At 56.9% G+C, this 21,948-nt stretch carries 17 protein-coding genes and 2 pseudogenes; 12 read left to right on the forward strand and 7 right to left on the reverse strand.

Features of this window, described 5'->3' with window-relative positions:
- Positions 1–5: 5 nt before the first annotated feature.
- The 7 genes from icmH to tssH all read right to left on the reverse strand — a co-directional run bounded on the left by icmH (position 6) and on the right by tssH (position 8,792).
- Positions 6–1,214 (reverse strand): type IVB secretion system protein IcmH/DotU, encoded by a 1,209-nt coding sequence (icmH, locus tag ACOSV0_RS22340; RefSeq protein ID WP_434113652.1) that lies wholly within the window; start codon positions 1,212–1,214, stop codon positions 6–8.
- Between the two features lie 188 nt (positions 1,215–1,402).
- Complete coding sequence (gene tssK, locus ACOSV0_RS22345) at positions 1,403–2,749, reverse strand: type VI secretion system baseplate subunit TssK (protein ID WP_434113654.1); 1,347 nt, start codon at positions 2,747–2,749, stop codon at positions 1,403–1,405.
- A gap of 36 nt (positions 2,750–2,785) precedes the next feature.
- The gene (gene tssJ / locus ACOSV0_RS22350) at positions 2,786–3,331 is read right to left on the reverse strand and encodes a type VI secretion system lipoprotein TssJ (protein WP_434113656.1); all 546 of its coding nucleotides are present in this window, start codon (positions 3,329–3,331) and stop codon (positions 2,786–2,788) included.
- 61 nt (positions 3,332–3,392) lie between these two features.
- On the reverse strand, positions 3,393–3,920 hold the full coding sequence (locus ACOSV0_RS22355; protein ID WP_434113658.1) for an Hcp family type VI secretion system effector: 528 nt from the start codon (positions 3,918–3,920) through the stop codon (positions 3,393–3,395).
- A gap of 86 nt (positions 3,921–4,006) precedes the next feature.
- The gene (tssC, locus tag ACOSV0_RS22360) at positions 4,007–5,512 is read right to left on the reverse strand and encodes a type VI secretion system contractile sheath large subunit (protein ID WP_434113661.1); all 1,506 of its coding nucleotides are present in this window, start codon (positions 5,510–5,512) and stop codon (positions 4,007–4,009) included.
- Complete coding sequence (gene tssB, locus ACOSV0_RS22365) at positions 5,499–6,092, reverse strand: type VI secretion system contractile sheath small subunit (RefSeq protein WP_434113663.1); 594 nt, start codon at positions 6,090–6,092, stop codon at positions 5,499–5,501. Before tssB ends, tssC begins: the two co-directional genes overlap by 14 nt.
- Before the next feature lie 21 nt (positions 6,093–6,113).
- Entirely contained in the window at positions 6,114–8,792 is a 2,679-nt protein-coding gene (gene tssH, locus ACOSV0_RS22370; RefSeq protein WP_434113666.1) for a type VI secretion system ATPase TssH, read from the reverse strand.
- 406 nt (positions 8,793–9,198) lie between these two features.
- Here tssH and ACOSV0_RS22375 point away from each other — a divergent pair, with 406 nt between their 5' ends.
- The 12 genes and pseudogenes from ACOSV0_RS22375 to istB all read left to right on the forward strand — a co-directional run bounded on the left by ACOSV0_RS22375 (position 9,199) and on the right by istB (position 21,792).
- A complete protein-coding gene (locus ACOSV0_RS22375; protein WP_434113669.1) occupies positions 9,199–9,822 on the forward strand; it encodes a hypothetical protein in 624 nt (207 codons plus the stop codon).
- Positions 9,823–9,836: 14 nt separating this feature from the next.
- Positions 9,837–10,406: a type VI secretion system baseplate subunit TssE gene (locus ACOSV0_RS22380; RefSeq protein WP_434113671.1), complete on the forward strand. Its 570-nt coding sequence runs from the start codon at positions 9,837–9,839 to the stop codon at positions 10,404–10,406.
- 23 nt (positions 10,407–10,429) lie between these two features.
- Complete coding sequence (tssF, locus tag ACOSV0_RS22385; RefSeq protein WP_434113674.1) at positions 10,430–12,319, forward strand: type VI secretion system baseplate subunit TssF; 1,890 nt, start codon at positions 10,430–10,432, stop codon at positions 12,317–12,319.
- Entirely contained in the window at positions 12,316–13,368 is a 1,053-nt protein-coding gene (gene tssG / locus ACOSV0_RS22390) for a type VI secretion system baseplate subunit TssG (RefSeq protein ID WP_434113677.1), read from the forward strand. The genes tssF and tssG overlap by 4 nt, the downstream gene beginning before the upstream one ends.
- Positions 13,369–13,392: 24 nt before the next feature.
- Positions 13,393–14,466: an ImpA family type VI secretion system protein gene (locus ACOSV0_RS22395; protein WP_434116065.1), complete on the forward strand. Its 1,074-nt coding sequence runs from the start codon at positions 13,393–13,395 to the stop codon at positions 14,464–14,466.
- 117 nt (positions 14,467–14,583) lie between these two features.
- Complete coding sequence (locus tag ACOSV0_RS22400; RefSeq protein WP_434113679.1) at positions 14,584–16,617, forward strand: type VI secretion system Vgr family protein; 2,034 nt, start codon at positions 14,584–14,586, stop codon at positions 16,615–16,617.
- Positions 16,618–16,798: 181 nt separating this feature from the next.
- Complete coding sequence (locus ACOSV0_RS22405; protein WP_434113682.1) at positions 16,799–17,035, forward strand: PAAR domain-containing protein; 237 nt, start codon at positions 16,799–16,801, stop codon at positions 17,033–17,035.
- Between the two features lie 2 nt (positions 17,036–17,037).
- The gene (locus ACOSV0_RS22410; protein WP_434113685.1) at positions 17,038–17,442 is read left to right on the forward strand and encodes a PAAR domain-containing protein; all 405 of its coding nucleotides are present in this window, start codon (positions 17,038–17,040) and stop codon (positions 17,440–17,442) included.
- Between the two features lie 149 nt (positions 17,443–17,591).
- A complete protein-coding gene (locus ACOSV0_RS22415; RefSeq protein ID WP_434113688.1) occupies positions 17,592–17,960 on the forward strand; it encodes a PAAR-like protein in 369 nt (122 codons plus the stop codon).
- An 894-nt stretch (positions 17,961–18,854) separates the two neighbouring features.
- Entirely contained in the window at positions 18,855–19,229 is a 375-nt protein-coding gene (locus ACOSV0_RS22420; protein ID WP_434113690.1) for a hypothetical protein, read from the forward strand.
- Between the two features lie 390 nt (positions 19,230–19,619).
- Positions 19,620–21,043, forward strand: a pseudogene (gene istA / locus ACOSV0_RS22425) (IS21 family transposase).
- Positions 21,044–21,109: 66 nt separating this feature from the next.
- Positions 21,110–21,792, forward strand: a pseudogene (istB, locus tag ACOSV0_RS22430) (IS21-like element helper ATPase IstB).
- The last annotated feature ends 156 nt before the right edge of the window (positions 21,793–21,948 follow it).

Raw genomic sequence — 21,948 nt, forward strand, 5'->3', positions numbered from 1 at the left:
GTGATTTACCACGTAATCGTCACGTCGACGCGGCGGTTCAGGACACGTCCCTGCGCGTTACTGTTGTCGCCGATGGGGTGTGCAGCGCCCAGGCCGATCGTTTTTATCCTGGCGGGTGGTACGTTAGCTGATTGCATTACCTGGGCGACCTGGACGGCGCGGGCGAGCGAAAGCGCGTCGTTGGACGCGAAGCGGCGGGTCCGGATGGGTTGACTGTCGGTGAAACCCGTAACGGTGACTTGCCCGGGCACTTTAAGCGTTTCCTGTCCAACCCGAATAATCACGGCGCGGACGTTTGCGTGGATGTCGATTGCGCCCGGCGCAAACATGGCATCGCCGTGGAAGGTAACGGTGCTGTGGTGATCATCTTCGTCGACGCTGAGCATACCTGCGGTGATTTCGTTGGCCAGCAGCTGCTTTAGCCGCAGTGAGGAGACGGGCGCAGGCATGCGCACGACGGTCGTGATGTTGTCGATGGCCGCAATGCGCGCCTGTAGCTGTGCGGTTCGGGTCGTTAGTCTGAACCGGTACATGGCAAAACAGGCACAGACGATGAGAATGGCGAGCATGCCGCCTAGCAACATCGGGCGCCAGGCATGCGTCCGTTCCCGTGTTGCGGGCAGTTGCGGCACGTCGGACAGCAGCAGCGCGGCAGATGTGCCACGCTGCGTAGCGATCTCGTCATACAGACGCTGACGGATCGATTCATGTTTGCGATGGCCGTTCACCTCGTACCTATATCGGCCTTCGAATCCCAGGCTCAGAATACGGTAGATCACCTCCAGCAGGTTCAGATGCTCGCGGGCGTCACCCAGTAGTCGCCCAACCAGCAGATAGATTTTGTCGCCGCCGTGCCGATCTTCGTGAAAGCGTGTGGCTAACCCGTTGGTAATCCATTCGACGCCAGTGTCCTCGCTGCGTCCCCACTCGGTTTGCATGGCGGCTTCGTCCAGCGCAGTACATAGGCAATAGCGGGCACCCACTACGTGATCGCGGCGGATGTGAGCATGCTCACATAGTTTCTGGAAGCTGATCAGTTCCTGTTCAAGGAGGTGGTGGAGTAAGGCAATGGTGGGAGCGGACAGTTGCATAGGCATATCGGCAAGTGCACGCAGCAATGGCCGTGCAGCCTCCAGTAAGGGGTTTTCAGCATCTGATATGGCGGCCAGCCGCGCGTTGAATTGTGCGGAAGTCAGGCGTGCGACGCTGTTCACGAGGGCATCTGGCTCTGATAAGGGGCCGGCGCCAGGAGAGAGTGGTGATGACGAGTGATCCATGGGTCCACGTGGATTGAGGCGTGCCGCGCAGATTGGCGGTGCGTGCTGTCTGTATGCCCGCAGCTATCGCAGGGAAAATCCGATGCACACTGCCTGCCGAACGCCAACTGGCGCTTGGCGCGCCGTCAGGCGCGAATACCCCAGAGTTGCAGGTTCAGGCCGGGAAATTCACCTGCCACATGCAGTGCGAGTCCGCCATGTTGCGCGACTTCGTCCCAAAGGCGACCAGCTCGGGTGATCTCAAAATACAGATGCCCGGCCGAGAACGGGATCTGACGGGGCGGCACGGGAAGCATTTGCAGGGGGATGCCAGGCAGATGACCGCGAACCAGGTCGGGCAGCTTCTCTGAAGGTCCAGCCTTTGCTTGCACGATAAATTGCTGCATGAGTGTCTCGGGAGCCATATCGGCTTGAATGGCAAAAACCAGGGTGCTGAATCCGGCTATTTCCGCAGGGTCCAGCGCGGCGTTACGCATGCCGTGTCCGAGATCAACCAAGGTAATGGCCTGCGCGCTCCGGACAAGGACCAGATTGAGCAGGCGCTGGATATCCTCCACAATGGGTTTGAGGCACAGATGTGGTGTGCCGTGCTGATAAGGCAGATAAGTGTCGATAGGCCGGCGAGTATCGGTACGCAGCCACGTTGACAGTTCGCCCATCATTTCGACGAGCACCTCGTAGAGCCATTCGGGGCTGGCGGTGGGTACCGTTCTGAGATGGCGCAGACGAGGTTCATACCGGTTCAGTGTCTGCAGTAGGAGATAGTCGGAGACTTCCGCTGTTTTTGCAAGCCGGCTGCCTGGGCCGGTCAATCGCTCCGATAGTGCATTGGCGCGCATGCCGGTGAGTTCATGGATACGTACGAGCCAGGCGTTGAGCAGCGGGCTGACGCCGTAGCCAGTCACCGGGGGAATCAGGGCATCGTCCAGCTGGACCATGTTATCGGGGCGAATCGCCTTGATACGTGCGAGCGCCAGGCTGAGCCAGCTATCACCCAGTTCATCTTCCGTGATCAGACGCAGACGTATTCGTGAGAGCTGGATGAGTCTGGGTCCTTGCCCGGTCGAATTCGAATCCCGTACTTCCTCTTCGAATACCGCATAGCGTGCGCACGAATCAGGCGCGTCTCTGAACGTCGTTTCTTCGACGTTAGGGATCCTCGCAGGCGTGGCAAGATAAATGACCTGATCCAGATGTGTTGAGCGGATGGCCAGTGGTGGCGGTGGTGGCGTATCGGCAGGTGCATCGAAGGGTGTGCCGTCAGGGAAGACACCGCTGGCAGAACTGAGAATAATTTTGCCGATGGCCAGTGCGTCAGTATCGATCCTGTATTGACTCAGTCCAAAGAAAAACGGAGAAAGGGCGAGTGCGCGAGTATGAACGTACCGCTCCAGATAGCGCTCTTGTTGCTGGAATAGTTGTGGGCGCAAGAACAGCCCTTCGCTCCAGACTACTTTGTTGTTCCAACTCATTCGATATGACTCCCGTGATGCGGTGGGCGGACTCCATCACGGACTGACTGCCCGCACCTGGATGGCGTTCTGACCTAGTTCGACGACGAGCACGATATCTGCAGGGCTGTGATACCACGCCTGCGCCGGTGTTTCGGGTAAAGGAGTAACGGCTCGCCATGTCGAGGAAGACAGACTGCGATAGGCTGCTGTGAATCCGAGACTGGTTGTGGCGCGGTTGACGACGCGCTCAATCGTGCGCTCTTCCCCGGGGCGTAGCAGCCATTCGTCGCGCGTGAGGAGATCATTCGCAAGTACAGAATGATCCTTGTCCTGAATCGAAAAGAAATCGGCAGAGCTGAATGCCATATCTGACTTTAACTCATAGAGTCGCATGACAATCGGTGCAGGTCGGTCATGCGTATCCGGATTTACCGATGGGGATGCCTTTACGTGCAGGACAATGTGAGTGGGCTCGCGAGGTTCGGGTAGCGTGTCGGTGCAAGCGACAAGCCAACCCAGGCTGGCCGCTACGGCGATGATTCGGGCGAATAGCCTCAGGTCGTGCATGATGTAGGGGAACGCAGAGGAAGGCGGGCGCATAGGGAAAGTACGGCCTGTTGGGCACCACTTGATGTCCAACAGAACCTTTGAGGTGAAGAGATTAGAGTTGCGCGTTGCCCTTGATGTCAAAGCCGGCTGACACGACACCTTCGCTGCCGCCGTCTGCGCGCTGGATGTTGTATTCCTGCCTGACTTTGGCGAAGGACAGTCCAAATGTTTCAACGATGTTGGTTCCCGTCCTGTTGCAGGACATTTGCACGCCGGTGATCAGCACGTCGTCCATGACGATCTTTGAATATTCGTGCGGTGACCCTCCCGCTTTGCGCATGACAAGAGTCGCTTGCTTTATATGCTTGCCCGTCAAACTGCAGATCATGAGCGTAGGGCTTGCGCGGTCGACGTAATGCTCGACTTCGAGGTCGTAAACAGTTGCTTTGCCAATGCCGCCCCCGGAGCCGACGTGCATGGATGAATCCTGGGACATTTTCCAGCGCCAACTGAGCACCTCGATTTTTTCGCGGTGAGTGTGGTCCTTTGATTCACCCTGGATCCCCTCAAGTTTCAGGAAAATATCCTGGCTGGACTGATTGGTGAGGGGGCGGCGGGTTCCTTCGTTCACTTGTTCCATAAATACTCCTATGTGGTTGATAACTATGCGGCAGTTTGCCGCCCGGAAACGGTTGCCGGTGTAACACAGCCGGGTCTGCGACGCTGCTAGCCTGTCTTGCGGATCGAAGGCAGTCGTGCAACCAGTCTGAGCGAGACGGTCAAGCCTTCAAGTTGAAAATGGGGGCGTAGAAAGACCTTGGCACGGTAGTAGCCGGGGTTGCCTTCAATGTCTTCTATCTGCACTTCGGCCGCAGCCAGTGGACGGCGTGCTTTTGTCTTTTGCGATGAGTTGGCAGGATCTCCGTCGACATAGTGCATGATCCACTGGTTCAGCCATCGTTGCATGTCCTCGCGCTCCTGGAAGGTTCCGATTTTGTCGCGTACGATACATTTCAGGTAATGGGCAAAACGGGAGCAGGCAAACAGATAGGGCAGCCGTGCCGAGAGCGCGGCATTGGCGGTCGCGTCTGCGTCAAGATACTCGGCAGGTCTGTGTAACGAGGGGGCACCAATGAACGTGGCGTCGTTGGTGTTTTTACGATGGACGAGCGGGATCAGTCCATTTTTAGCGAGTTCAGCTTCGCGGCGATCTGATATGGCGATCTCGGTGGGACACTTCATGTCCACACCGCCGTCGTCAGTCGGAAAGGTGTGGCAGGGCAGGTTTTCAACCGTGCCTCCCGATTCCACCCCCCGGATCAATGAGCACCACCCATATAGCTTGAACGACCGATTGATGTTGACGCCCATGGCATAGGCGGCGTTGACCCATGTGTAGCGCTGGTGATCAGAACCACTCGTGACTTCCTCGAAATCGAATTCGTCGACAGGGTTGGTGCGGATACCATATGGCAACCGGCCCAGGAAGCGAGGCATGACCAAGCCGACATAACGCGAGTCGTCCGTGCTTCGCATGGCATTCCAAGTCGCGTATTCCAGATTCTGCGTGAACAGTCTGGTCAAATCGCGCGGGTTGGCCAGTTCCTGCCAGGATTCCATTTGCAGCACCGATGGGGCCGCGCCTGCAATGAACGGCGCATGGGCCGCTGCGGCAACCTTGCCGATACAGCCAAGCAGGTCGACATCGGCTGGAGTGTGATCGAAATAATAATCGCCGATCAGACACCCGTAAGGTTCTCCGCCAAGCTGGCCATACTCTTCTTCGTAAATCTGCTTGAACAGGGGGCTTTGATCCCAGGCATAGCCCTTGTAGCGTCGCAGCGTGCGTCGCAGTTCGTCTTTTGAAATATCGAGAAACCGGATTTTCAGATGTTCATCCGTTTCCGTATTGGATACAAGGTGATGGAGGCCACGCCACGCCGACTCCAGCTTCTGATACCGTTTATGATGAAGAATTTCGTTGATTTGTTCAGAAAGTCTGGCATCAATGCTGGCAATGATGCTCGCGATGTTCTGATACGCGTCGCCGCCGACGACCACGCTTTGAGCAAGCGCCTGTTGAGCCAATGTCTGCACAGCCTGCTCAACGGCTGAGCGTGCCTGCTCTGTCCTGGGGCGGAATTCATGCGCAAGTAACCGCTCGAACTCCGAGGGTGCGTATGCGGGAACAGTATTCTCGACAGGGGGCAGGTGAGCTTCAGCGCTGGACATGGTCCGTTTCCTGATTAGGCTGCTTGTTGTCATCCGGCGGATTGGTGTGCCATTCGTCTGCGGCATCTGCTTCTGCCGATATACCCGTCTCTGGTGCGGCGGCGAGTGTGCTGAGCAACGCAGGGTCTTTAAGCAACTGATGGACCAACGCTTCGGCTCCGGCCTTGCCGTCCATGTAGGTGAGCAGATTGGCTAACTGGGTACGCGCTTCGAGCAGTTTCGCAAGCGGCGGAACCTTGCTGGCGATGGCCGCAGGCGAAAAATCCTCCATGCGCTCGAAGGTCATGTCCACGGGCAACTGGCCTTCACCAGTCATGGTGTTCCGTACGGTAAAGGCCGCACGTGGCGCGACGGCCATCATTCGCTCATCGAAGTTGTCGATATCAATCTCAAGAAAACGTCGTGTGTCGGGCGCGATTCGTTCAGCGGTTTGCTGTCCGGACAGATCAGCCATAACACCCATAACAAAAGGCAGTTCAACCTTCCTCTCCGAACCATAGACTTCCACGTCGTATTCGATCTGTACTCGTGGCGCTCGGTTGCGCGCGATAAATTTCTGTGAGTTCCTGCTGTCAGACATAGTAGGGTTCCTCCGGCGATATCAGGATACGAGGGGGGGATGCTCGATGTTCAGTGATGGTGACACCGTGGCGCGTTCTGTGACATAAATGCTCAAGGCGTGCGCAGGAGGCTGGCTGGCGTCCACGACCGTGATAGAAATCCGCTCAAGTGGCTGGCGTGCTGCCTGCGCGTCGAGCCACAATATCGATAGCTGCGGCAGAATCTGCTGTTCGATAAAGCTGGTTATTTCGCGAGCCCCATTGGGACCGGTGAGCGAGTGCGCGGCAATATAGTCAGCCAGTCCGTCGTCGACGCACAGCTTGATGCCGTGTTTCTCAAGCAGGCGCGTGCCTATTTGATGCAGATGCAACTGGGCTATGCTCACCAGTGCCTCCGGTAACAGGCTGTGATAGGGGACAACGGTTACGCGGCCGAGAAATGCGACATCAAAGACCTGCCTGAGCTCGTGATGTAACGCACTCTGCGGTATGTCATCGGCGTCGCCTCTGGCGTGCGTGAGGACGGACGCGCCCACATTGCTGGCCATCAGGATGACGGTGTGGCGGAAATCGATATACCGGCCGTCTGCATCTTCCATGTAACCTTTGTCGAAAACCTGGTAGAAGATTTCCCATACATCACGATGAGCCTTGTCGATCTCGTCGAGTAGCACAACACTCCAAGGCTGGCGTCGTACAGCTTCCGTCAGTACCCCTCCTTCTCCAAAGCCGACATACCCAGGGGGGGCGCCTTTGAGGCCCGACACCGAGTGGGCCTCCTGGTATTCGCTCATGTTCACGACAACCAGATTCTGGTCTCCGCCATACAATGCCTCGGCGAGTGCCAACGCAGTTTCGGTTTTGCCAACACCAGATGGGCCAACGAGGAGAAATACACCTGCTGGTTTGTCTGGTGCGCCAAGTCCCGCACGGGCAGTGCGAATTTTTTCGCTAATCTGATCCAGTGCGGCGTTCTGCCCGATGACACGTGCCGCTAGCGTCTGGGCGAGTGTGCGAACCCGGTCAATTTCGTTGCTGGTGAGGCGTCCTGCTGGCACTCCGGTCAGGTCAGATACCACCTGTGCAACTACGGTTTCGTCTACTTCGGTGAGCACCAGTGTGTTATCGGATACCTGCGCGCCAGATGCTTCTGGCGTCTCCTCTGTACAATTCCCTTGCGGCAGAGCGCGCAGCACGCGCTCACGTTGTGCCAGCAGAATTTGCGCTTGCTGGCGCTGCTGGCGCCAGGAGGTTTCTATTTCGCCGCACCGCCCTTCAAGTATCGTGACCCGCGCATGGGCCTGGTCAAGTGATTCAGTAACGTCAAAGCCCAGACATAGATGCTGTTCCAGCAAATCCCGTGTGGTACGTGCAGACGTGAGTTGCTCGCGCCCGATGGCCAGTTCGGTTGGCTCAGCCTTCAGCGACAGGGCCACCCTCGCGCAGGCCGTATCAAGCAGGCTGATGGCTTTGTCGGGTAACTGGCGTGAAGGGATATAGCGATGAGATAGTTTAACCGCCGCATGAATCGCTTCGTCCCGGATGGTTACGCCGTGGTGTTCGCCAAATCGAGAGGCAAGCGAGCGAACCATGTCGACGGCAACGGACTCAGATGGCTCGCGGATCTGAAGCATCTGAAAGCGGCGAGTAAGCGCAGGATCCTTTTCGATGTAGCGTTTGTATTCAGACCACGTGGTGGCGCCAATGGTGCGAAGCGTTCCGCGGGCGAGAGCGGGCTTGAGCAGATTTGCTGCATCGCCGGTACCGGCTTGCCCGCCGGCTCCAATGAGCGTATGGATCTCATCGATAAACAGGATCACCGGGGTATCAGAACACGTGATGGCTTCGATGACAGCCTTCAGGCGAGCCTCGAATTCGCCTTTCATGCCTGCACCGGCGATCAGTGCACCTACATCCAGACTCATCAGACTCGCGTGAGCGAGCGCCTCAGGGATACGACCGGACGCAATGGCCAAGGCTAGCCCTTCGACGATGGCAGTTTTGCCTACACCGGCCTCACCGGTGAGCAATGGGTTGTTCTGCTTGCGGCGAAGCAGCACATCCGTTAGTGCGCGAATATCGATCTGACGACCGATGACCGGATCGATCTTTCCAAGGCGAGCCTGCTCGGTGAGATCCACGCAGTATTGGTCGATGGTGGTTTGCCATGCTGGCTCAGGGGACAGCAGATTGAGATTCAGTTTTTTGTCAGGCTGACCGCTGCCGTCGTTGGCGTGCTCGCTGGTCTCATTGGACTGGCTGATCCAGTTCACAACTGCACTGTCCAGATCGGTGTCGCAGAGTCTGGAGAGTGTCGGGCTGACAGCGCGTAGCACGCGAGATAGTTCGGGCGTGCTGGTTAGAGCACAGATCAACCACGCACCCCGGATGCGGGTGTCCTGATGCGATAGCGTAGCAATAACCCATGCGCGCTCAATGACTAGTTCAATATCCCAGGAAAAATCTTGAACAGAGGCTGAGCCACGCGGGAACCTGTCAATGGAATTGCGTAACTCTCGATCGACGCGCGTATAGTCAAGCTCTGCATAACGGATTATTTCGATCAGGTCGGAGCGCGTAACCTGCAGCATTTGAAGCAACCAGTGTGCGATTTCGATATATGGGTTTCCCCGGGCTCTGCACAATTCAACGGCAGACTCGATGCTGGCGTACGGCGTTTTTCCGAGCTTTCCGAACAATGTTTCTCTTGAGATGGTCATCTGATTGAGCCCCTGAAGCATAGCGGGTGGCATAGAGGGCGTGAACGTTGAGATGAAGTAAATTCATGCGCGAACTGGTTTTGCATGCAGCATCCTCAGTGGCGTACCAAAAATAATTAGCATGACAAAACAGGCGAGATGATTCTGGTTCGTCTCATGCAGTTTCAGACGGTTGATCAGGGTGTGCGACGCAGACTGAACGGTGGCTGAATCGTAAAAGACATCGATGATATGTTCAAGTCTGTTGAACCTCGTTGGTTATCTCAAAAGGCGATGCTTGCTCGGTGTCAAGCGCACAGTGTGACGGCGGCAGATGAGATGGAGTGCGTGTCATCGTGACGCACAAATACCGCATGACTATGGGATAGCATCGCCTCTGATTCTCATTTCGTATTTTGATATAGGAATGCTGACCATCATGATCTTGAGAGTTTTCTCGCAATGGTTGTCAAGCCCTGATGAAAGGTTGCCTTGTGACCGTGCTGGGGTGGCACCTTGTGACGTTGTGAAAAGTGCCATTGGGCAGCGAGAAGTATCGCCGCGGCCAGCAATGCACGATGCTGTGGTTAATGCAGAGGCCGACCGTTTTCGTCATGCGGCCCGCCAGCCGCTTCCAGATCGTGATGGGATATCTGATTCGCCACTCGCACTCAACGCAGAGACTTTGGTGGCAGATCTTAATGCTCAGTACTGGCAGGCATTGGAGGATTTTCCTGGCGTATCGCTTGAGAGAAAATGGCATAGCGTCTCATCCGATCATAACGAGGTCTGTTCGCCTGGCTCGATATCGCTAGACGACCATGCATTGCGAGGCTGTAATGTGCTCGGTCTGTTTGATGAAGCTATTTTTCATATCGAAAAAGTCGAGACGGCGGGGGAAATTCTGGAGATCTTTGCGCCCGAAAGGCCGGTGCACTGGCAGCCGCTAGTATGGCCAACCGTTGGGGTTGTCAATCTGGTACAGCAAGGACATCTGACGCCATCTGTCGACGGGCCGATGCTCGTCGATCTGCCTGCGCGGCGTCGATAGACGGAGGTTATTCGATGCGAAATTCAAGGGATATCCGCAACGCCCCTCATGTCGTAAGTGGTCAGGTGGGACGAATTGGCGATACACGGGCAATACCCACGCTTATTGACCGGTTGCGTGAAGATGCAGCGGTCAGTGTGTCTGCATGTGGGGCACCCAGCGAATATCGGGTGGGTGGAACGCGGCTACGGGACATCATCATGCGGGATCTCACATTTTTACTGAATGCAACGAATCTGGACAGGAATATTGATCGTGCCCGCTTTGCTTATGCGGGGAGTTCAAGCCTTAACTACGGCGTTCCGTCTCTGGCGGGGGTGTTCGCGGCATCCAGGGGCTGGCCGGAGATCGAGCATGTTATCCGGCGGGCCATTGTCGAGTTTGAACCAAGGTTGATGCCAAATACACTCGAAATTATTCCAATGCAAGACGAGAGTGAATTGGGAAATTACAATGTGATTATCTTCGAGGTGAGCGGATTGATCCGTACACCGACGTATCCTCTGGAATTTCGGGCACACAGTGTGATCAGCATCGAGACCGGGAAAATCCGCTTTGAGGATCCGCGGACTAGCGAAGTCTGACTGACCCCGGCAACAGGAATAGCATGGATCCGCAACTACTCGACTATTACAATCAGGAACTTGCCTACATGCGTGAACTGGCAGATGAGTTCGCGCAGTCCCATCCAAAGGTGGCGGCGCGCCTTGGCATGCGTCGTGACGAAATTGATGATCCTTATGTGGAACGTCTGATCGAATCATTCTGCTTCCTCACCGCACGCACGCGCATTAAGCTTGACGCACAGTTTCCTCGATTCACCAGCCAGTTGCTTGAGGCGTTGTACCCTAACTATCTTGCGCCAACACCGTCGATGGGCGTGGTGCGTCTTTATCCCAGTGCTAGCGAAGGCAATCTGGCGGGGGGCTTCACGCTGGAGCGTGACACAGCATTCCTGACGGACGTGGCGGACAACGGCAGAACAGCATGTCAGTTCCGCAGCAGTCAACCTGTCACAGTCTGGCCGCTGGAAATCAGTGAAGCCCGTCTGAGTGGCATGCTCCATGATCTGCCAGATCTGGCACGCCATGTTCCGCAGGTGGCCAGGATACGCGGAGCACTTCGGTTGCGCTTGCGCAGCATTAACGCGACACGGCTTGACGAGATAGCCACGCTGGAGCGACTGCCTGTGTATCTGATGGGGGACGAAACGCTGGGCTCGCAACTTTTTGAACTGTTGCATACTGCAAGCGTTGGGTCCGTCATATACGCACCCCGTCAGTCTGGCGAGGCGTCGGCAATTGTGCACACTGTGGAGGGGCAGACAGTAGTGCACGAGGGGTTCGAGCCGGACCAGGCACTGCTGCCGCTGCGCGCTGCCGGGTTTCATGGCCATAATCTGTTGCATGAATTCTTTGCCTGTCCCGGACGGTTTCTCTTTTTTACCCTCACCGGACTTGGGCCAGGGATCAGGCAGATCAGCAGCACGGAGTGCGAGATCATCGTGCTGCTGGACAGGCCGATTGATGAATTGGCTGCTCGTGTAGATGCATCGAACTTTGCGCTATTCTGCACACCGGTTATCAATCTCTTTCCACGACGCACTGATCGTCTGGAAACGCCGCACTCGCAGGAGGAATTTCACCTGGTGCCCGCCCGGCTGGCACCGCTTGACTATGAGATTCATTCGGTGCGTACCGTATCGGCGCAACGCGCCGACGGTGCTGGCGAGTTGGAGTTTCGCCCCCTGTTTGAGACTGTGGCACGCGATGGGGGTGACTACGGGCGGTACTTTTCGCTCAGGCGCGAGCCTCGCCTGTTGTCTGAGTCTGCGAGACGGGGGGGGCCGCGCACACCCTATGTTGGCACGGAAACCTTTGTGTCCTTGGTTGACCAGTACGATGCTCCCTATGCCGAGGATATCCGGTACCTTTGCGCTGATGCGCTGGTCACGAACCGGGACCTGCCACTGTTTGTCCGGCGGCAAGGCGTGGGCGATCTGTCGACTACATGTTCGGCTCCCGTGGAGCGTATCGTGTTTGTGCATGGACCGACCGCCCCGTTGGCACCGTATGCACAAGGAGAGGCGTCATGGAGGCTGATCCGGCAACTCGATTTCAATCATTTACCTCTCGATCAGATGGATGAGAACGGTACAGGTGCCGGGTTAAGAGAGATGCTCAGGCTCTTTCAGCCGGGTCATGATTCTCGCATTGAGCGTCAGATCGCCAGTTTGATTGCGGTCAGTACCCGATCTGTGACGCGCAAGCTCCCTGGCGATGGTCCACTTATGTTCGGGCGGGGCATCGAGTGTTGCCTGACGATTGACGAATCCGGTTTCTCGGGAGGCAGTCCCTATCTGTTCGGGTTTGTCATGGAACGTTGGCTCGCGCGCCATGTATCGATTAATTGCTTTACGCAAACGGAGTTGCACTCGGAGCAACGCGGACTGATTGCACGTTGGCCAGTGCGGCAAGGCACCCGAGGTGTGATATGACGCAGTTCCAGCACGCAAAGGTATCCGTGAGGCAAGACAAACGCGAGTCCGATGAAAAATGGATTGATCAGGTATGTGCCAATCCATGGGAGTACGGATTTCTGGCATTGCTCAGGCGCATGGACGCATGCATGGCCCACGAGTCGCTCGGTTACGCTGAGCGACCGCACGAACCTGTCAGGTTGGGGCAGCAGCCCGGCCTCGAGTTCGCGTCCAGCGAGCTGGCTGGCATTACATACGAGCAGGGGCGGCTACGGGTGAGTCTGAAGGGGTTGGGGATGTTCGGGCCACATGGCGCGTTGCCGTTCCATGTAACGGAGATCGCTTACAACCGGCTCAGGCAGGAAGGCGATACGACGCTGACAGATTTTCTGGACATGTTCCACCATCGATATCTCTCGCTATTCTATCGGGCCTGGGCATCCGCCGAAGCGACAGTTGGGCTTGATCGTGTCGCCAACGAACATTTCTCATTCTACATTGCCAGCCTGATCGGACACGACCTGCTGGGGATGGATAGTAGCCCATTGCCGCGTCATGCGCGGCTGGCTGCCGCGTCGCATCTTGTACGCCATGCACGTAATCCAGAGGGATTACGTGCGATGCTCAGTCACTATTTCAACGTGCCGGTGCAAGTACACGAGCATGTATTTCGCTGGATCGAACTGGAGTCGACTGAGCGCGGAAACCTTTCTGCCGCAGGCGATGCGTCAATTATGGGCCGTGGCGCCATGCTGGGTGAGTCTGTCGCGGACAGGCAGCACCGGTTTCGGATCGTATTGGGACCACTCGATCTGCAGGCCTATCTGAGTTTTATTCCCGGTGGCGTGTTTCTTCCCGCGCTCGTGGAGTGGGTTCGCACATTTGTGGGATACGAGTTCGTGTGGGAGCTGGAATTGCAGATTCGTGCGGAAGACGCACCCGCCACTATTCTGAGTGATGCTCAATGTCTGGGCTGGTCAAGCTGGCTTGGAGACTGCTGCGCCGGCGAATTGGCCAGTTCCCTGTGCTTCGAGCCTGAACTTTATGTTACTCCAAGCGTTTGTTGACCGGAGGTATCTCTCTTGAACGCGATGAAAAGCAGATTGGACACACCGGTACAGATGCTACCGATAGTGTCAAAGTGGATGAGCCCGGTCAGTGATACCTTACCATGTGGGCAGGACTTGGAATATGACCCAGAATTTGTCCTGTTATGTGCGAGAGTGGAGCCACGGCTGGAGGCGCAGTATGGTGAGTTTGTTGGCATGCCGGAGCCGGTGAGCTGGAGTGAAATTGACCGCGATTGCAGTCGATTGATGGAGCGCAGCAGGGATATCCGCCTTGCGGTACTGTTCGCACGAGGTCGCACACACCTGGCGGGGTTGATGGGGTTTGCCGAATCGCTGTGCGTGCTGGCCGGGTGGCTTAAACTTTTCCCCACCGACATTCATCCGCGCGTTGATGCGGATACGGACCCCAGCCTCTCCAGGGAGATTCGCCGAAACTCGCTGGAAGCGCTGGTCGATCCCGACGGATTGCTGGGTGATCTGCGACAGGTTGACTTGATGGAGAGCGCGGCTGCACGGGTGCAGGTGCGGGACATTGAGTTCGCCTTCACACAACCGGATGCAGGTGACGGGCCGTCGATTGAGACGGTCAGGCAGTATCTGGATGAGTTACCTCCCCGGCGGCCGCAGTTTGTCAGCGCCATCAGGCAGGCGACAACAGCACTTACCGCGATTGAAGCGTGGGCAGATGTGCAACTGGGAGCAGACGGGCCAAACTTGTTGCCCCTCGTGCGCATACTGAATTGGCTCGACGGCATCTGCACATCTGGCGAAAATATGGCGCAGCAGGAACCGGATAGGGGCGCGATGGCCGATGGACGGGCGGACGCTTACACGCCGGGCAACCGCGATCAAGCCCAAACACGGATCAGGTCGCGCGGCGATGACGCCATGCAGTTGAGTGATCGGGACGCGGCAGGTCGGCAGATTGAGGAGGTTCGTGCGTGGTTCGCGCATCACGAACCGGGTAGTCCGGTTGTTTTGTTACTCCGTTACGCGCAGCAATGCATCGGAAAATCCTATGTGGAACTGATTGATCTGATTCCGCCAGAGTTACTTTTGCGTCTGACGGAAAAGTCTGATTTATCGTTAAGTTAACGACTGGGTGATCGCGTAGCCGGGTGTAGTGAATGCCCGGTTTATCGGGTTGTCGGAGCTGCTCTGGTTAGGGAGGGTGCGCTCCGCTCTTTGGTTTGCTACCAGGAGCTTTTTTTCATGCAGATATTTCGCGCGGAGCGCACCTTGTCGGTGAGCGGTGCCGCCCTACCCAATGATCTCGATGGGATGCCGGTCATGAAACTGGGGGGGATCCAGGGTCAGGAGTCACTCTCGGAACTGTACGAGTACACGCTGGATTTGCTGTCGTTGTCCGAGCCCGGGGGGATGTCGCGGGTAGAGGCGGCCAGTCTGGATCTGGCTTCGATGATCGGCAAGGAACTGACTGTGTCGATCGCGCTGGATCGCGCACAGTCGGGCACTGATAGTTCCAGCGATGTCAGGCAGATCAGCGGCCTCGTCGCAGACGCACGGTCGATGGGGTATATGGGCCGGCAGGGGCTATACCGGGTTTGTCTGCGGCCGTGGCTGTTTCTCGCGGACCAATGCTCGAACTACCGGATTTTCCAGATGAGGACCGTGGTCGAGATTGTCGATGAGGTACTTGCCGGCTATGCGTACTCGTATGAACGGCGACTCTCGGGACAGTATCCTGCGCTGGAATATCAGGTCCAGTACGGCGAGACGGATTTTGCGTTTATCCAGCGCCTGATGCAGGAGAATGGCATCTACTGGTTCTTCGAGCATGCCAATGGCATTCATCGCCTGGTGTTGGCTGATCACATGGAAGCACATATGCCGCAGGGTGCTCAAACCTGTCGGGATATCTACTATCATCCGCAGGGCTACGGGACTGATAGACCGTACGTTCATGCATTCGAGTCGCTCAGAAGCTTGCAGCCAGGACAGTGGAGAACGGATGATTTTGACTTCACGAAGCCCGCAGCCCGCTTGCAGGCAGTGGTCGCCGAGCCGCAGGATACGGTTCAAAACGGGTTTGAAAAGTACGAATGGCCGGGCGATTACACGACGTTGCCCGAGGGGCAGCGTATGGCCCGACTTCGCATGGAAGAGTTATATGCGTATGGTGCACGTGCCTGTGGGGAGGGCAACCTGCGCGAGGTCGTTTGCGGAAAGATGGTACGGTTGCTGGATCATCCCGTGGCGCAGAGCAACGCGGAATATCTTGTCCTCAAGGCGACCTTGAGCGCAACGGAAATCGCACAGACTAGTGGTTCGGCTAACTTTGAGATCCGGAGCAAATTTGTTGTGCAGCCGTCGAGCGTGGCATTCAGGCCGTGCAGGACAGTGGCCAAACCCAGAACGAGCGGCCCCCAGACAGCGATTGTGACAGGTCCGTCAGGGCAGGAAGTCTGGACCGACCAGTATGGACGCGTCAAGATCCGGTTCCACTGGGATCGTGCGTCGAACCGCGGCGAGAATGCGTCGTGCTGGATACGGGTATCTCATGCCTGGGCAGGGAATAGTTACGGCAGTATCCATATTCCTCGCATCGGTTCCGAGGTCATCGTCGACTTCGAGAATGGCGATCCTGACAGACCGATCATTACTGGACGGGTATTCAATGGCGTAAGCGTTCCGCCGTGGCCTTTGCCGGCAAACGCCACGCAAAGCGGAGTACTGTCGCGCTCGACTCGCGGCGGAGGTTATGACAATGCCAATGCGATCCGGTTTGAGGACAAGCTTGGGGAAGAAGAACTCTGGATCCACGCCGAACGTGATCAGCGCACTGAGGTTGAACGCGACGAGACACATGATGTTGGACAAAATCGTCGGCGTACGGTTGGCGCTGATGAGTCGGTAACGATCGGCGCGAACCGCAGCAAGAATGTGGGCGAGAGCGAAGCCGTTGTAATCGGGGGCAAGCTGATCGCGCAGGTTGCAGAGATATCCGGCGAACTCGTGGGGCTTGCAAAGGCCCTGATCGCTGGCGGCGGCTACGTGGTAGTGGTAGGGGGGGCTCATGCGTTAATAGTCGCGGGTGCAGTTGAAGAGGTGATTGGCACGGGACGCGTTGAGCAGGTGGGTGGCGCAAAGGTTACGAACGTGATCGGGCTGTACGAAATGACCGCAGGAGTTCGATTGCGCTTGGCGTGCGGCGCCTCCGAAATCGAAATGCTGCCAGATGGAACGATCAATCTGCGTGGCAATGTGGTGATCCAGTCAGCCTGAAGGGACCTGATACGGGGGCATGCTCGCGCAAAGTGTCCTCCTGTCGGTTCCTGGCACACTGATTGGTGCCGATTCGACCGGGGCAGTATAAGGCGGACATCCCACGTCTGCTATGCGTGATAAAAGGACCGCAAATCAAACAGGAGTAGTCCAGATGCGATGTGTAATTGTCGACGGTGATATGACAGAAGAAGGTTGCGTAGTAACTGGCGCGAGCGGCCCCGCTACGCTTGATGGAAAACGGCTTGCGCGAGTGGGCGATGTATGCAGTTGCGGTACGCATCCGGGAGCGACCTGCACCATTGCAGAGGGATCGGATCTGCTGACACTGGGGGGCAGTCAGGTCGCCTTTGCGGGGGATCACACATCCTGTGGTGCCGCGCTGATGTCCAGTGTAACGGCAGTGGCCGTGAGGTAGCCATGAACGGTCAGTCAGAGCGTGACGTGCAGGCTGGGCCGACGGTGCCGCGCGACGAGGTAATTTCTGCAAACGGGGATATCCGGGCGCGGTACCTGGTTGTCACGGATGGAGCGAAGACCCTGGCGGGCGGGACGGTAGTCTGCGATCGGACAAGTGCACATCTATTGCTGGAAGGGCGCCCTGTGGCATGCGTTGGCGATCATGTTGAATATGCTGATGGTTCAAGAGCGACCATTGTGAATGGCGCCGGCTCAGCGCTGCAATGGGCAGGTCGCCCCGTTGCCCTTGCTGGTAGTCGACTCGATAATGGCGACCTGATTGTGCAGGCGTCGGGCTTTCGACTATGCGTAGTCGTTGGACAGGCCGATCGCCCGATTGATGGACTGTTTGCCGCTTCTGCATGATGTTGGCGATCTTGTTGTCAGGCGTACTTGACCGCGGCGTTGTATGAGCGATTCCTGTTATCCATTATTTGGCCGGTGCGGCAGTTTCTGATCGGTGATGAGGTGGCATCTGCGCTGAAGTTTTATCAATTACCGCTGAGAAAGTGCTGATGTCCGCATCCGATCTTGGCGGATATGTGGTTCTCAATGCACTGATGTACTGTACGGCGGGTAGTGTCCCGAACCAGTTTTCCGTTTGGTCGAGAAATGTGCGCATTGGTGAGAACCGCAAAGGCAACATCAACGACAGGGCAAGCGCGGTGAACATTCATTCGTTCATGTTCTGCCGGATCAGGGGCGGCCGGTGCATTCCCCAGCCAACTGGCTGGCAGAAATACGACCCGTTGACGAGGATTTCTGGTGTTCATGCGTTGATAGTAGAGTTCGAGATGCGATCTGCGGTGAGCAGCATCATGAAGTTCGAAACATCTGGACAGACTCTGCTGTCGTCGCAGGACGAGCCGGCCCTACGCCCATGAGTCGCAGCCTGAGCGCTGGGCGATCAGGCGTCCCGTTGCGCGGCCTAACGCGTTCAAATATGCCGCGGAAGACTCTCCCGTCCTTTTTTCATCGATTAGCCTCACGCGCAAAGGACGAGCGACGTTTCGGTGGCGCATTGTCATCCTGTCGGCGCGATGGACGGTCGCATCCGGTCTTGGTGAAGGTGACCTGTTGCAGCCAGCGCTGCGGTGCCAATCTTTCGAGTCAGAACACTCGATGACCTGTGCGAATCTGTAAATGTTTTCAACCTTGAGATTGACGGAACGCACAACTTCCACGTTGGAATTGATGGGCTGTTGGTGCGCAATACGTGCGGTGCTCCTGATTCTGAATGCTTGGATACGAGGGGATACTGCGGAATCTAACCTTGAGAACAGAGTAAGGAGGCTGGAGAATCGCATCGAAAACCTTGAAAGTGCCTTGGGCGATCACAAAATCCTTTCACATTCGTGCCATTGAAGCCGCCTGACGCTTATGTGAGGAGCGTCAAGCCACTCAAGCGCAACTGCATGGGGTAACAACCTTGATATGGTGGCATTGAGTACTTGTGTGATTGCCGGACATCGCTGCGTCAGCACAAAACCGATTGGTAGAGCCGGCGGAAAAATCGCTTGACCACGAATCTGGATATTGGCGAGTCTCCATTGCGCATGGCGGGTTGCGGCAGGCCGTGGCAGGTCGCTTTGGTATTGTGCGCATTCTCAGTGTTAGTCGTCCGTAGACGGTAGGAAATTCGAGACATTCAGAACACGAATTTTTGAAATTCTTTTCTAAATAGCAGGGTACTTTTGCGAGCGCGTACCTCCGTGCGCCAGCGCGTAAATTTCATTGGCGCGCGTACGATGTTCCCGGATCGCTTACTGGAGATTTACGTGATTTCATTTCCGACCCGTGTCCATGCCGATCAGTTCGAAACCTGGTTACTGTACGGAACCAGTGAATTTCGGGCGAAAGACGGCAGGATGCTGGCATTTGCATCTGAACAGGAGCGTAGACGGGTCGAACTGGACAATCAGGTGTTTCTTCGATCGTTCAACCCGGTGTGGAACAATCCGGATCTGCCAGGACACACCACCGAACGCGAATCACTTGTTCGTTTTCTGTTTGACCATTGTCTGGCACACCGCAGCTACTTTCAGCAATGGCCGGACTTTGTAACGATCCTCAAGCGTGAGGTGACGGAAGGGCGGGTGATTGCCGTGCGGGAGCGCCGGCTACTACCGTACAGGGCGCACGCTGACGCGTGACATTGCCCGCATCAACGCATCTCGAATGGTTCCTGACGGAAATCGCCGGCTGCCAGCCCACACGCAAGGAGGTCGAGTCGAAGCGCTTGACCGAGACCTGCCGGCCCACAGAACCAGACATTCATTAGGGCACGATCTCGCAGAGGCGCCTTTGTGCGTATTTCGGCGAAGCCGAATACGGTTTTCGCTGGATGACGAACACGCGTTTCGGTTAAAGCCGGACAAGAACGCCGGTATTCCGAAAGGGCTGTTCGGCTTGCCGAAATGGTTGTTCGGATTTCCGAATTCAGCGTTCAGTGGAGTGAAGCGGACCGTCGGTTTCAGGTTGGCAGTGCTGCGTATGGACCAATCCGCTGGCATTAACGTAGCTCCCTTTGGGAGAACTTGGCGATGCCGGCTCACCGGACAATCATGCGCAGAATCAAGGAAGTGCTTCACCTGAAATGGGCGTGTAATCTTACGTACCGGCAGATACAGGGTGCGGCCCGGGGTCAGCCTTGACTGGGCAATAGTGGAGCAGATGGAAGATGTGGAGCTCGAGCGGCGAGGGCTACTGCCTGCGGCGTCTCCAGTTTCGACGAAACGTATCGAGCGTGATTGCGGCGTGATTCACCGGGAGCTGCGACGTAAGGGCGTGACCCTGCAGTTGCTCCGGGAAGAATACGTCGGATCCCATGCTGGTGAACGCACGTACGGCTATACGCAGTTCTGGCGGCGCTACAAGGACTATGTGCGGACGCTCAAGTGCTCGATGCGCCAGCAGCACCGCGCGGGCGAGAAGCTGTTCGCCGATTTCGCCGGACAGCCCATGCCGATCCTCGATCGCACCGGCGGTGTCGCGTTTGACGCCCATATCTTCGTTGCCGTGCTCGGCGCGTCGAACTACACGTATGCATGCGCGACGCGCTCGGAGACAACCCGGGACTGGATTGGCGGGTTGATCGACGCGATGGAATTCTACGGCGGGGTTCCGGAGATGCTCGTGCCGGACAATCCTCGGGCGCTGATTGCAAAGCCGGATCGGTACGAGCCGGGGCTTGGCAGAACCGCGCAGGACTTCGTGAATCACTGCGCAACCGTAATGCTACCGGCACGCCCGCATAAGCCACGGGACAAGGCAAAGGTCGAAGTCGGCGTGCAGATCGTGGAGCGATGGATTCTCGCCCGGCTGCGCAATCATCGCTCTTCAGCGTCGCCGAACTGAGCCGGACCATCGGCAAGCTCATCACCAATCTGAGCCAGCGCCCGTTCAGCAAGCTCAAGGGTAATCGTCGTCAATGGTTCGAACGACTGGATCAACCGGCATTACGCGCGTTGCCATCCCGTCGGTATGAAATCGCCTCGTTCTAGGAGTGTCGCGTCAACATCGATTACCGCGTCGAGGTCCTGCATGGAGGCAAGCTCGTCGCCGCGCACGCGCGCAGTCGTCTCAAGAGCAAGCACACCACGCTGCCTGAGCACATGCCAGCGGCCCATCGCGCCCACATGGAATGGACGCCCGGTCGCCTTCTTAACTGGGGGGCTCAATTGGTCTTGGCGCCGAGACGATCGTCAACCACCTGCTGACCAACTGGCCGCACCCCGAGATGAGTTACCGGGATTGCCTGGGACTGCTTAGCCTTGCACGAAAGTACGGCATGGAGAGGCTCGAAACCGCCTGCCAGCGGGCACTCGTCATCGGCTCGCCGACACGTCGCTCCGTCCTGTCGATCCTCAAATCAGGCCTTGACCGGCAGCTAGCGCTCCCGTTACCGCTCACCTCAGGGCAATCTCCCGAACATGAAAACGTGCACGGATCTGACTACTTTCACTGACCTCAGGAGGTCTCGATGTTAATGCAGTAAACCCTCTCCCAACTCAAAGCGCTCAAACTCGATGGCATGGCCCGCGCCCTCGAGGAGCAGGCCTCACTGACCGCCAGTTCGAGCCCGTCATTCGAAAAACGCTTCGGTATCGTCGTCAAGCGTGAACTCACGTGGCGCGGCGGCGCCTCGAACGCTTGATGAAAACGGCGAAACTGAAGAACCCGCAGGCCTGCAGCGAAGACATTGAATATCGTCAGAGCCGCGGATTTGATTAGCGTGTCGTCGCCACGCTCGCCGGTTGCGACTGGATTCGCAATGCGCAGAACGTCATATAGAGCGGTCCACCCGGCGCAGGAATAACGTGGGTTGCCTGTACGCTTGCCCAACAGGTGTGCCGAACAGTCTATCTACGAGTTGCCCGCCTGTTCGAAGAACTGAAGATTGTGCACGGCGACGGCAGCTTTACCCGACGACTGGCGCAACTTGCAAAGATGGACGTCCTCCTGCTGGACGACTGGGGGCTGCAGGATCTCGATCAGGGCGCTCGTAACGACCTGATTGAAGCGCTCGACGATCGCGTCGGCACCGGATCGACAATCATCACCAGCCAGTTGCCACTTGAATACTGGCATGCCTGGTTGCAGGAGCCCACGCTCGCCGATGCCATTCTCGATCGCCTTGTTCATCAGGCACACAAGCTTCCTTTGAAGGGAGAATCCATGCGCAAAAAGAACAAACCCGACGACACCGTTGCCTGAGTCCGAACACTCACGCATGCAATCCATGCACTACGCAACACCGCCTTCCAATCTGTTCAGCTTCGTCGAAACGTCTGTTTACCATCCCCGAAATACGCACAGTGTCTGTTCATTTCGTCCCGAAGAATCATCCCCTTGCTCGGGAGTGGAGGATAT

The organism is Paraburkholderia caffeinilytica, from assembly GCF_051027425.1.
Lineage (GTDB): Bacteria > Pseudomonadota > Gammaproteobacteria > Burkholderiales > Burkholderiaceae > Paraburkholderia > Paraburkholderia caffeinilytica_A.